Here is an 11,621-nt window from a genome sequence, read left to right as displayed (position 1 = left end):
CGAAATATGCAGAAACGATATTTTGTCATAACTGTCGCGTTTGCCGCCCTGCTGTTTTCCGGATGCCGGAAAGAATTACCGATGATTCGTTCCGAAGCGGATTTCGTTGCAGCGCCGACAGACCCGGAACATATCGAAGGATTCTTCCTTGTCAATGAGGGTAACATGGGCAGCAACAAATGTACCATCGACCACTTCGACGCCCGCACGGGCGGTTACCTGCGCAACATCTATCCGGAGCGCAACCCCGATGTGGTGAAAGAGCTGGGTGATGTGGGCAATGATATCGCTATTCATGGCAACCGGCTGTACGTCGTGGTGAACTGTTCGAACATGATTGAAGTGATGAATGTCTACACAGCACGGCACATCGGCAGCATCGACATCCCGAACTGCCGTTACATCGTCTTCGAAGGAGACAAGGCCTATGTAAGCTCTTATGCGGGACCGGTGCAAATCGACCCCGAAGCCCGGCCGGGGAAGGTAGTGGAAATCGACACTGAAACGTTGCGCATCACCCGCGAAGTGGTTGTGGGTTACCAGCCCGAAGAAATGGTTATTGCGAACGGACGGCTCTATGTCGCCAACTCGGGCGGTTACCGGTTCCCGAACTATGACCGCACAGTATCGGTCGTTGACTTGGAATCGTTCGAGGTGGTAAACACCATTGACGTCGCCATCAATCTGCACCGCATGGAGAAAGACCGTTATGGCCGTATCTATGTCAGTTCACGCGGTGATTATTACGGAACAGGCTCGGATATCTTCGTAATCGACGCCACGACAGAAAAGGTTATCGGTAACTTGGGTATTGCCGCCAGTGAGATGTGTATTGACGATGACCGGCTCTACGCAATCAGTACCGAATGGAACTACACAACGGGAACAAACGAGATTTCGTATGCCGTCTACGACACTGCAAAGGAAGAACGATTGCCAGGTAACTTCATTACTGACGGTACCGATAAGGAAATCACTCTGCCTTACGGACTGGCAGTGAACCCCGAAACAAAAGAAATATATGTCTGCGATGCAACCAATTACGTGACGCCGGGCTACCTCTATTGTTTTACCCCGGAAGGAAAACTGCAATGGAAAACCCGCACGGGAGACATCCCGGCACATATCGCTTTCTCCGAATATGAATTTTATTAACTCTATACAACCGAATTTATAATTGACACAATGGAAAAGAGATTATTCAAACGCATGTATCCTGTGCTGCTCTGGACAGTACTGCTTTCCGGTATGAACACCGCCTGTAGTGATGAGAACGATTCCGGGGCACCGCTTCCGGAAGAATCCTCGCCGTATATTACAAAAGTACTAGACTACCGCCCTGCTGCAGGACAATTCATCAATACAATGCCTGAGTATGAAACAGGAGACACGCAGGAGGACATGAATCGTAAGGCGCTCGAAGCCATCGGGAATAATAATCGGGGAATGATTTCGTTGGGCGGATTCGGTGGCTATATTGTTGTGGGATTTAACCATACGATTGAAAACAAACCGGGATTATGCGATTTCCGGGTACTCGGAAATGCATTCTACGCCAGCGGGCAGACAGAATACGGCAGCAGTGAACCAGGTATTATCCAGGTTGCCTACGATGCCAACGGCAATGGACGGCCCGATGACAATGAGTGGTACGAGATTGCCGGTAGCGCCCATTCGGACGGCCGGGAACCGTGGTTCGAGAAATTGCAGGCTGCGGGCAACGACATCCGGACTGTCGGGAACTACCAAATCACTTACCATCGTCCCGACACGGAACCTTCCGGTGAATCGGAACAATATATTCGCTGGACAGACAATGAGGGCGGCAGTGGATACATTGCGAAAAACAGCTATCACAAACAGTCCTATTTCCCGCAATGGATTGAAGAAGAGGAATTGGTATTCCAGGGAACCCGGTTACCGCAGAACGGGCTCGACCTCTCCGGGGAGGGCAATAATTTTGTACTTTACAAATTCACTTACGGATATGCCGACAATGAGACGAACATTTCCGACGCCTCAGCAATAGATATCGGATGGGCAGTGGACGCCGAAGGAAATCCGGCGGACCTCCCAGGAGCGGACTTCATACGTATCTACACGGGTGTTAACCAGTCGAATGGTTGGCTCGGGGAGAATTCCACCGAAATCATGGGTGTCGAGGACTTGCACTTGCTAAAAATAAACATCGAGAGTTCTACCTTAAAAAAATGACATTTATTATCTGAAACTTAATAAATCTATAAAAGCAATGAGAAGAAAATCATTATTATGGAGTTTGCTGCTGGGCATGACATTGTCACTCGGCGGCTGTAACAATGACAAGGAACCGGTTCTGTCTCCCGAATTCGAACTGGTAACCGGAATAGACGCTGAAACACCGGTATTCATTATCCCAGGTCAGACATTCGAACTGAAATATTCAGCTTCCAACGTCTCGTCGGTTTCAGCAGGAACACTTCCCGACGGTTGGACAGTCACGGTTGACGAAAACGAATGCAGCATCGATATCATGGCGACGGAGAATGCCCAGACCCAGGCGACTCTGACTCTTACGGCCACCGGAGATGGAGCGGAAACTGCCGTGTCGGTCGATTTATACTGCCTTAACGCTTTCGACAATCCCAACGGCGCCTTCGTGCTCAACGAAGGCAATATGACGACCGAGAACGGTTCGTTAATTTATATCTCGCCCGAAGGGTATGTTTTCGACGATGCTTATAAAACGGTGAACGGTACCGAGTTGGGCAACGTCACGCAGGACATGGCGTTTCACGACGGAAAAATCTATGTCATCTCCCAGAATGGCGATGAAAATGCTGTCGGCACAAAATTTGAAAATGACGGTATGCTGGTTGTCATGGATGCCAAAACATTGAAAAAGGAAGTTTCCTTCAGCAAAGAGCAACTCTCGGCACTGGACTGGCCTACCCATATTGCCGTACTTGACGAGCAACACATCTACATCCGCGACAAGGTTGCCATCTACCGGCTCGACATTTCCGATAAGGGAAATCCGGCATTGACGAAAATAAAAGATTCAGAAGGAGCTCCTCAAAGCCCGTTCGCCGTATTGAACGGCAAGGTTTATTCATACAAGGCAAGCACGATAAGGACGTACCTATGGGAAATCAGTCCGGAAAAAGACCAAATCACCAAAATCGGATTACCTTATGTCCCGAAGTACGACCTCAGTAATGTCTACGGTATCCGGACTTCCGACGACAATAAATTATGGATTTTCACTTTCGGACTCGGCGATTTGGCAATCGGAAAAGTCGACCCTGCATATCCCGACGGAATCGATCAACGCCGTGTCGGGAAAACTAAACTCGAAGACGTCGGAGCCTCAGGCGTAGCATTCACCACTCACGGGGATGATTTCTATTATGCGGACGGCACTACGATTTACCATCTGGATTTTTCCAAAATCCAAGAGGAACCGGATGACGAAGGAGGTACGATAATAGTCGTAAAACCGGCTGCCGAATGGTTTGCAGACATCGTCGGTTTCGGTGATGACGATGCCGTACAACTTTACAACGGTCTGGCTGTCCATCCTGTTACAGGCAACCTTTATGTTAATACCATCAAAGGTTTCGGCACATTCTATACGACAAACCATATTTGGGTAGTCGATTCCGCCTCTGGCAAACCGCTTCAACAATATGAGGACTACACCAATTTCCCAGCCGGAACATTTTTTCCGGTCAGCCGATAATTCAATAAAATATTTTTGACGATGAAAAAAAGAATCCGTTATTTCCTGTCGGCGGCGTCTTTTCTGATGCTGCTGACAGCCTGCTCGGACAATGAACCGGACAACGAAATCCCCAAAGAACCCGGAGGTGACGAACCTACCGAAACTCTCGGAGGATATGCCGCTCCCGATGGCGTGTTAATCCTGAACGGAGGTTCGCGGACTAACCAGAACGGTTCGTTGACTTATATCGCACCCGACGGAACCGTTGAAGAAGATATCTACAAACTCGTGAACGGTACGGAACTCGGTAACGACGCGAAGGACCTCTATATGTGCGACGGGAAACTATACATTCTCTGCGACGACCAGTTCCACCCGACTGTAGGGGACGGTGTGCTGATTATCACCAATGCCGTAACACTGAAAAAAGAAAAAGTGTTCACACATGCCCAACTCCAATTTCCGCGTCCTCCCGAGACAAACGGCGATTCCGAGTACATGCCGATAATGGGCGTACACAATATTGTTGTAATGGACGAGGAAAATATCTACTTCTCGGACTCGCAAGGGTTGTTCCGTTTTAACAGCAAAACCGGAAAAAATGTCATTATCAAAGGTTCGTACGCACTCGCCAACCAGGGTAGTCCGGTACATAATCTCGAAGCAATGATTTCAACACGCGGCATGGTGGTTGTCGGTGACCGCCTCTATTCGTGTGCAAGCGGTTTCTGGACTACGACCAAACTGTTAGAGTTCGTCAAAGGTAAAGATGAGGTTAACCGTGAGTTGGAACTGAAAAAGGGAGAATTCATCAGTGGAATTTGCAAAAACGGAGATAACGGACTGATTATAGGAACCTGCGGACGACTGGGTGAGGGTTCCAATTACCTGCACTTCGTCGACCTCGACAGTTGGACTGTCACTCAAACCAAAGCAATCAGTTCCGAGATTTCGGCAGAATTCAGGAACTCATCGGGTATCACACTGTGCGGGGAACACATTTACCATGCCGCGGGTTCAACAACCGTGGGCCGCACATCAATCAAGACCTGGAAACCGGAACCGGCATATATCGACACGCAAGCCGACGAACCTGCCGCACAATATCTCAACTGCAATGTAGTGGCCGACCCGGTAAAACAATACCTCTATGTCGCCGTATCGGAAGAATACGACGAATCGGTCATTTCTCCCGGTAACATACTGGTGTATGATATCAGCGGCGACGAACCGAAACTCGTACAGAACATCGCCGGCAAGACGAGTTACCCCAACGGAATCTATCCGATGTCGAAATTCTATTAATCACAAGGAAAGACTCCACAAAGGCCGCTCAGAACAAAAGAGGACCCGTTTCAAAACGGGACAGCCTTACTTATATTGATAAGTGATAACATCCCCCTATTTCAGCCTTAATCCATCACAGTACAAGGCAAGAATAGGGGGATTTTTACTTTTAAAGTTTCAATTCATAAGATTTTCAACTTTCAATTTCTATTTTAAGACATTCTCTTTTGTTGCATAATTATCATATCTTTGCAGCACTATTAAATAAAATGAATAAAATGTCACATACCAGACAAGAACAGATGGAAGCCTTCGGGCGCTTCCTGGACATCCTCGACGAATTGCGTGTGAAATGTCCGTGGGATCGTAAACAGACGAATGAAAGCCTGCGTCCCAACACCATAGAAGAAACGTACGAACTTTGTGATGCCCTGATGAGGGATGACAAGAAAGAGATTTGTAAAGAATTGGGCGATGTGTTGTTACATGTGGCTTTTTATGCCAAGATAGGTTCGGAAACAGGAGACTTCGACATGAAAGATGTCTGCGACAAACTATGCGATAAACTGATTTTCCGGCATCCGCACGTATTCGGAGAGGTAAAGGCGGAAACGGCAGGCCAGGTTTCCGAGAATTGGGAACAACTGAAACTGAAAGAGAAAGACGGCAACAAAAGTGTATTGAGCGGCGTTCCCTCCGCCCTCCCTTCACTTATCAAGGCTTACCGCATTCAGGACAAAGCCCATAATGTAGGTTTTGACTGGGAAGAGCGTGAACAGGTTTGGGATAAAGTGAAGGAAGAAATCGAAGAATTCCAGAATGAAGTGGCTAATATGGATAAAGACAAGGCGGAAGCTGAATTCGGCGACGTGATGTTCAGTCTCATCAATGCGGCACGTCTTTATAAAATCAATCCGGATAATGCGCTGGAACGTACTAACCAGAAGTTCATCCGTCGCTTTAACTATTTGGAAGAACATACCATCAAGGAAGGAAAAAGCTTGAAAGACATGTCTCTCGAAGAAATGGATGCCATCTGGAATGAGGCAAAGAGGAAAGAACATTCAGACGAAGTATCGGATTAGGCGTCTCCGGAATTTACCTGAAACGGAACCAATCATTCACCGGATGGCTTTGTGCCCTTTTAAAACGGAACGGCCTCAAAAAAACAAATGGCATGGCGCCAATCGGATATCTTACAGCCCGAAGACTCTTATCCGGAAACTTTTAAAAGAAAATCTCCCCGTCTTACCTTGATTGTCATGATTCAAGGATAAAACGGGGAGATTATTGTATCTAACTTGCGAACCAATAAACAAGACAGCTTTACTTTTTCTTCGGGTCATGCCCTCCGCCACCTCTGTTACGGTTCATTCCTTTCAGCATTTCTCTATGAAACCGCATTTCCGCCCGCTGCACGAGAAATATTTTCTTATTAGAAAGAATCTTTTTGAACTTATCCAGGTAAGTTTTGTCCAACTGGTCGGCAGCGATACGGTTATCCGCTACTTTTCCAATGATTTCTCCATACTGGGTTTCCGTTACCTTCTCCCCTTTACCTTTACGCATCAGGCTCCACGATTCATCATTGAGTTTCTTTTTCTTGTCTTGGAGTTCAAAATAAACAGGGAAGAATTTGGCTGCTTCTTCTTTACTCAATCCTGCCTGTTCTGTGATAAAAGCCTTTTGTCTTGCCCTGAACTCTTCGCGGGATAAATGTTGCTCACATCCATCAACAGCCCAAAGAACAGGCATAAAACCACATAACAAAACAACTAATGTGATTAATTTTCTCATTTTCTGTATCAATCGGTTTAATAAATCATTCCACACTCGCGTCACTCAAATAGACATACAACGAATAATCATCCATCATCGCGCGGTCCAATGCGATATCAAGCAATTCATCGGATACGATTTCCGTATCCGCCGCGTCTTTAACCGCCACCTCATCTGCCGGAACCGGTTTATGGTCTGACGATGCCACTCGAATAATCAGGGCTGCGCCTACAAACATAGCTGCAAGATAGAGTAATGGTTTCAGTCTTGTCCATGTACTGACACGCTCTTCCTCAAAACTTACTTTTTCTTTCTCCGGAAGTTTCTTCATCACCTCTGAAGTAAAGTTTTCAAAGTAACCTTCGGGAACCTTGAAGGAGTTCTCCTTTCCAAGTTTCTTTAATAGGATATCTTCTTCTTTCATACGTTTTTCTCCTCTCTTTTTTGTTAGACACAGTCTGTTTTAAAAGGTTTAATCCACTTCTTCCAAAAACTTCTCTATTTTCTTTACTGCATGGTGATAAGATGCTTTTAACGCCCCGACGGATGTCCCGAAGATTTCCGACATCTCTTCATACTTCATTTCCTGATAATATTTCAGGTTAAACACCATGCGCTGCTTTTCCGGCAGGGTCAGCAATGCTTTCTGCAACAACAATTGTACCTGTTCTCCCGAATAATAGGAATCGCTTTCCAACTTTTGCACTATCGTCGCTTCCGGCGCATCCATAGCCACAGTAACCGCAGCACGCTGTTTGTTCAGAAAAGTAAGGCACTCATTCAGCGCAATGCGATAAAGCCAGGTAGACAGCCTCGCCTCAGCACGAAAATAATCGATATTCGTCCATGCCTTGATGAAAGTATTTTGCAGAAGGTCATTCGCATCTTCGTGCGAGAGTACCAGCCTGCGAATCTGCCAATATAATTGCTCGCTATATTGCTCCACAATCATTTCGAAGCCTTTCCGCTGCGTACTCTCTTCTTGAAGGAGTTTCAGAACTTCATGTTCATTGTAAGGGGTCATAGTCTCTCGTTTTCTGTATGTTTATTTATGGTTTCAATTGTAGGTTATTCATGGCCTCCAATAAGGACGAATCATATTTATAAATGTCCTCACAATATCGTATTTTATTATCTGCCGACAAATAGACTGTCTGATAATCAATAAATAAAGGTACGTATTGTTCCAAGCTATAATGTTTCAACTCACGGTAGGCCTCACTGATAGAGAGTTTTTTCCCTTTTTCGCTCACCGGCTTTATATCCATCGCTATACGAATGCGGTCTTCCAACAGTTCGTCCGGTTCTTTCAACAAAAAGAAAGCAAAGTCAAGAGCCTTCTGAAGCCGGACGCAGCCATGGCTCACTGCGCGGTTCTTCCGGCTGAAAGCCCAGCGGGAAGGGGTATCATGCAAATAGACCGAATACGGATTGGGAAAACGAAAAATGATGCGTCCCAAAGAATTGCCGTTCTTATTATCTTGCTTTACCGTATAAGGCACTCCCCTTCCCGCATATTTAGCCCAACCGACCGTATGAGGATTCACCCGGTTGCCGTTCATATCGTAAACTTTCATCCGATTGCGGGTAAAGTAAGTAGTATCTCTCCGATAAGCCGGGATAATTTCTTTCCTGATGATACTTTGCGGGACATTCCAATACGGATTCAACTCCATATAGTAGATTCTGCTTGACAACAACGGAGTTTTATTTTTCACGGTTCCGACACAAATGCGCATTTCCAGAATAGAGTCCGTTTCTTCATTGACTGCCTGCAACATAAAAGCTGCAGTATTAGCTATCACATATTTCTTTCCCCGCTCCAAAGCGTATTGCCAGCGGGCCCGTTCCATATTTACAAGTAACCGGTTTCTATAATAATCTGTAGTATCCGTATCTCCCCAACTATTCACACGTTCCAATTCTTCCTGCATCCTCTTGTAAAGACCCGAAGAAGGTTGCGCGCGACGAAAAGCCGCATTCGCATCCGCCCGTAAAGAATCAAGGGCCGCCATCGCAAATTCCCTGCCACAATGTTTCAAAGGAATACGATTTATCGAATCATTCCATCTCCTTTCGGGAGGCAGGAAGCCAAACTGAAGCCGGCATACATAAGACAAATAAGCTGCCGTAAGCCGGTATTCCACATCAGCCATCAATCGGTTCATCGTACTTCCTTTCTGAAAACGCAAGGTCCGTATCTGCTGCAATGCCTCACGGATACTGTCTACCGGGTAAGAATCCGGATTAATGCCATGCCTTGAAATATTCTCCAGCCAATATAACATGGAATCTGCCACCTGTACAGTTGCCTTGTCGGAAACTAATGAATCATTTAACCAAAAGTATTCTCCTTTTTTCCGGTAATGCTCCACCAGAACCGAATCCCAGGGAGTCAACCGCTTATTCTCAGCCAAATGGGCATGAATGGCTTCGTTGATACTATCCGCGCTAATCCGATAAGCCGGATTTATCAGTTCCTGAAAAGAGGCCAACGAATCCGGTACGGGCGACGGCTGTACTTTTTCTTTCTGGCAAGCTGCAAGGATAATAAGAAATCCCGCTATCATTCCCCGGAGAAGCCTCTTCGTTTTCATTTGTTCCCCCTTCCGTCAATATCGATACACAAATTCTCTTTCGCTAAAATTGTCTGCGGGAAAATGGCCGACGCTTCTTGAAACAACACTGATTCATCTTCATAACGGGCAGAAAAATGGCCGATGACCAATTGTTTTACATGGGCATCTAAGGCTAATTGCGCCGCTTGTGCCGCCGTTGTGTGAAAAGTTTCTCTTGCTCTCGCCTGTTCCGCCTGTGCGAACGTAGACTCATGGAAAAGCAAATCGACTCCGTTTATCTGCCCGGCAATTTCCGGTAAATATATCGTATCGGAACAATAAGCATATTTTCTTGCCGGAGCCGAAGGGCGGGTCAGTCGTGAATTGGGAATCACTTCACCTTCAGGGGTTGTGAAATCCGCCCCGTTTTTTATCCGGTTCAGTTCGTAAACGGGTACTTGATAGAAATCAACCATATCTCTGACGATATGATTCGGGCATTTTTTTTCCTCAAACAAAAAGCCGCAACAAGGGATACGGTGTTTCAAAGGTATGGTGGTTACCGTCAACGAACGGTCCTCATACACAAGCACCGGCTTTTGCGTTTCAAATTCATGAAAAAAGACTTTAAAAGCCAATGTCTTACAGAAGAAAGCGAGCATCGGGGCGAACAGTTCTTCAAGCCCTCTGGGAGAATGGATATACAAATCGGCAGTTCTGCCCAACAACCCGAATGTGGAGATTAATCCCGGCAAACCGAAACAATGGTCTCCATGCAAATGAGAAATAAAGATATGGTTCAGACGGGAAAACTTCAACCGCGAACGGCGTAACTGCATCTGCGCGCCTTCGCCGCAATCAATCATAAATAACTTCTCACGCAAATTCACGACTTGGGAAGTCGCGAAATGGCGTGTAGTAGGCAGAGCGGAACCGCATCCTAATATGTGTAGTTCAAATTTTTCCATTCTATGCAAAGATAAAGCATTTCAAATTCAATCCGGCAAAGGAACGGGAAATATTTCACCACAAAAAAGCAAACAAAAAAGGCGTCCCTATAACAAGGACGCCTTCGTCGGAAATATTCTATTCTGATTATTTCTTTCCTTCCAACTGTTCTTTCAATGCAGCGAGAGCGTCAATATCGCCCAGCGTAGTTGAAGCTGCCTGATTCTGAATCATCGGAGTATCTTCTCTCTTACCGGATGATTTCTTAGCGTTAGAAGCCGCTTTCTTTTCTGCTCTTTCTTCCGCTTTAGCTACATCTTCGAAGATACGGCTATGAGACAGGATAATTCTCTTGGCATCTTTGTTGAACTCAATTACCTTGAACGGAAGTTTTTCGTCCAACTGTGCTTGTGAACCGTCTTCTTTTACAAGGTGTTTCGGAGTTGCAAATCCTTCTACACCGTAAGGAAGAGCGACAACCGCACCTTTATCCAACATTTCGATGATAGTACCTTCATGTACGGAACCTACAGTGAATACTGTTTCAAATACATCCCAAGGATTTTCTTCGAGTTGTTTGTGTCCAAGGCTCAAACGACGGTTTTCCTTGTCGATTTCCAATACCTGTACTTCGATATCAGCACCAATCTGCGTGAATTCCGAAGGATGTTTCACCTTCTTAGTCCAAGAGAGGTCGGAGATGTGAATCAAACCGTCAACGCCTTCTTCGATTTCTACGAATACGCCGAAGTTAGTGAAGTTACGGACTTTTGCAGTATGTTTGGAACCTACAGGATATTTCTCTTCGATAGTTTCCCATGGGTCTTGTTTCAACTGTTTGATACCCAGAGACATCTTACGTTCTTCACGGTCAAGCGTAAGCACGACAGCTTCTACCTCGTCACCGACTTTCATGAAGTCCTGCGCAGAGCGCAAATGCTGGCTCCAAGACATTTCCGAAACGTGAATCAAACCTTCCACACCCGGAGCGATTTCGATGAAGGCACCATAATCGGCCATAACGACAACTTTACCTTTCACCTTGTCACCGACCTTCAAATCCGGGTCAAGAGCATCCCAAGGATGCGGAGTCAGTTGTTTCAAACCGAGAGCGATGCGTTTCTTTTCATCGTCAAAGTCAAGGATAACAACGTTCAGTTTCTGATCCAGTTCTACAACTTCCTTCGGATCGCTGACACGTCCCCAAGAAAGGTCGGTAATATGAATCAAACCGTCTACGCCGCCCAAGTCGATGAATACACCGTAAGAGGTGATATTTTTGACAGTTCCCTCAAGAACTTGTCCTTTTTCAAGTTTACCGATAATTTCTTTCTTCTGTTGTTCCA

11 protein-coding genes are annotated in these 11,621 nt (G+C 46.0%); 5 read left to right on the top strand and 6 right to left on the bottom strand.

Features of this window, described 5'->3' with window-relative positions; all coding sequences use genetic code 11:
- Positions 1–6 precede the first annotated feature (6 nt).
- The 5 genes from Q5076_RS06715 (at position 7) to mazG (ending at position 6,075) form a co-directional block, all read left to right on the top strand.
- Positions 7–1,155 (top strand): YncE family protein, encoded by a 1,149-nt coding sequence (locus Q5076_RS06715; protein WP_303011898.1) that lies wholly within the window; start codon positions 7–9, stop codon positions 1,153–1,155.
- A gap of 30 nt (positions 1,156–1,185) precedes the next feature.
- On the top strand, positions 1,186–2,214 hold the full coding sequence (locus tag Q5076_RS06710; protein WP_303011896.1) for a PKD domain-containing protein: 1,029 nt from the start codon (positions 1,186–1,188) through the stop codon (positions 2,212–2,214).
- Positions 2,215–2,251: 37 nt separating this feature from the next.
- Positions 2,252–3,721: a DUF5074 domain-containing protein gene (locus tag Q5076_RS06705; protein ID WP_303011894.1), complete on the top strand. Its 1,470-nt coding sequence runs from the start codon at positions 2,252–2,254 to the stop codon at positions 3,719–3,721.
- A gap of 21 nt (positions 3,722–3,742) precedes the next feature.
- Entirely contained in the window at positions 3,743–5,008 is a 1,266-nt protein-coding gene (locus Q5076_RS06700; RefSeq protein ID WP_303011893.1) for a DUF5074 domain-containing protein, read from the top strand.
- A gap of 260 nt (positions 5,009–5,268) precedes the next feature.
- Positions 5,269–6,075 carry a nucleoside triphosphate pyrophosphohydrolase gene (gene mazG, locus Q5076_RS06695; protein WP_303011892.1) on the top strand — a complete coding sequence of 269 codons (807 nt, stop codon included), beginning with the start codon at positions 5,269–5,271 and terminating at the stop codon, positions 6,073–6,075.
- Between the two features lie 241 nt (positions 6,076–6,316).
- Here mazG and Q5076_RS06690 read toward each other — a convergent pair whose 3' ends face one another.
- The 6 genes from Q5076_RS06690 to Q5076_RS06665 form a co-directional block, all read right to left on the bottom strand.
- On the bottom strand, positions 6,317–6,787 hold the full coding sequence (locus Q5076_RS06690; protein ID WP_303011891.1) for a hypothetical protein: 471 nt from the start codon (positions 6,785–6,787) through the stop codon (positions 6,317–6,319).
- 25 nt (positions 6,788–6,812) lie between these two features.
- On the bottom strand, positions 6,813–7,193 hold the full coding sequence (locus Q5076_RS06685; protein ID WP_303011890.1) for a hypothetical protein: 381 nt from the start codon (positions 7,191–7,193) through the stop codon (positions 6,813–6,815).
- Between the two features lie 48 nt (positions 7,194–7,241).
- The gene (locus tag Q5076_RS06680) at positions 7,242–7,793 is read right to left on the bottom strand and encodes an RNA polymerase sigma factor (protein WP_303011889.1); all 552 of its coding nucleotides are present in this window, start codon (positions 7,791–7,793) and stop codon (positions 7,242–7,244) included.
- Between the two features lie 25 nt (positions 7,794–7,818).
- Positions 7,819–9,366 carry a L,D-transpeptidase family protein gene (locus Q5076_RS06675; RefSeq protein WP_303011887.1) on the bottom strand — a complete coding sequence of 516 codons (1,548 nt, stop codon included), beginning with the start codon at positions 9,364–9,366 and terminating at the stop codon, positions 7,819–7,821.
- The gene (locus tag Q5076_RS06670; protein WP_303011885.1) at positions 9,363–10,295 is read right to left on the bottom strand and encodes a ribonuclease Z; all 933 of its coding nucleotides are present in this window, start codon (positions 10,293–10,295) and stop codon (positions 9,363–9,365) included. The genes Q5076_RS06675 and Q5076_RS06670 overlap by 4 nt, the downstream gene beginning before the upstream one ends.
- 127 nt (positions 10,296–10,422) lie before the next feature.
- On the bottom strand, positions 10,423–11,621 hold a 1,199-nt coding region (locus Q5076_RS06665; RefSeq protein WP_303011884.1), incomplete at its 5' end, for a S1 RNA-binding domain-containing protein.

It is taken from the genome of uncultured Bacteroides sp. (genome assembly GCF_958445495.1).
In the GTDB taxonomy this organism is placed as follows: Bacteria; Bacteroidota; Bacteroidia; order Bacteroidales; family Bacteroidaceae; genus Bacteroides.
Note: the sequence above shows the minus strand (reverse complement) of the source record. Positions and strands in the feature narration are given on the sequence as shown.

What these genes read in the sequence shown, in the direction of transcription:
- Q5076_RS06715 (WP_303011898.1), top strand. Translation starts at nt 7, where the DNA reads ATGCAGAAACGATATTTTGTCATAACTGTCGCGTTTGCCGCCCTGCTG.
- Q5076_RS06710 (WP_303011896.1), top strand. Translation starts at nt 1,186, where the DNA reads ATGGAAAAGAGATTATTCAAACGCATGTATCCTGTGCTGCTCTGGACA.
- Q5076_RS06705 (WP_303011894.1), top strand. Translation starts at nt 2,252, where the DNA reads ATGAGAAGAAAATCATTATTATGGAGTTTGCTGCTGGGCATGACATTG.
- Q5076_RS06700 (WP_303011893.1), top strand. Translation starts at nt 3,743, where the DNA reads ATGAAAAAAAGAATCCGTTATTTCCTGTCGGCGGCGTCTTTTCTGATG.
- mazG (WP_303011892.1), top strand. Translation starts at nt 5,269, where the DNA reads ATGTCACATACCAGACAAGAACAGATGGAAGCCTTCGGGCGCTTCCTG.
- Q5076_RS06690 (WP_303011891.1), bottom strand. Translation starts at nt 6,787, where the DNA reads ATGAGAAAATTAATCACATTAGTTGTTTTGTTATGTGGTTTTATGCCT.
- Q5076_RS06685 (WP_303011890.1), bottom strand. Translation starts at nt 7,193, where the DNA reads ATGAAAGAAGAAGATATCCTATTAAAGAAACTTGGAAAGGAGAACTCC.
- Q5076_RS06680 (WP_303011889.1), bottom strand. Translation starts at nt 7,793, where the DNA reads ATGACCCCTTACAATGAACATGAAGTTCTGAAACTCCTTCAAGAAGAG.
- Q5076_RS06675 (WP_303011887.1), bottom strand. Translation starts at nt 9,366, where the DNA reads ATGAAAACGAAGAGGCTTCTCCGGGGAATGATAGCGGGATTTCTTATT.
- Q5076_RS06670 (WP_303011885.1), bottom strand. Translation starts at nt 10,295, where the DNA reads ATGGAAAAATTTGAACTACACATATTAGGATGCGGTTCCGCTCTGCCT.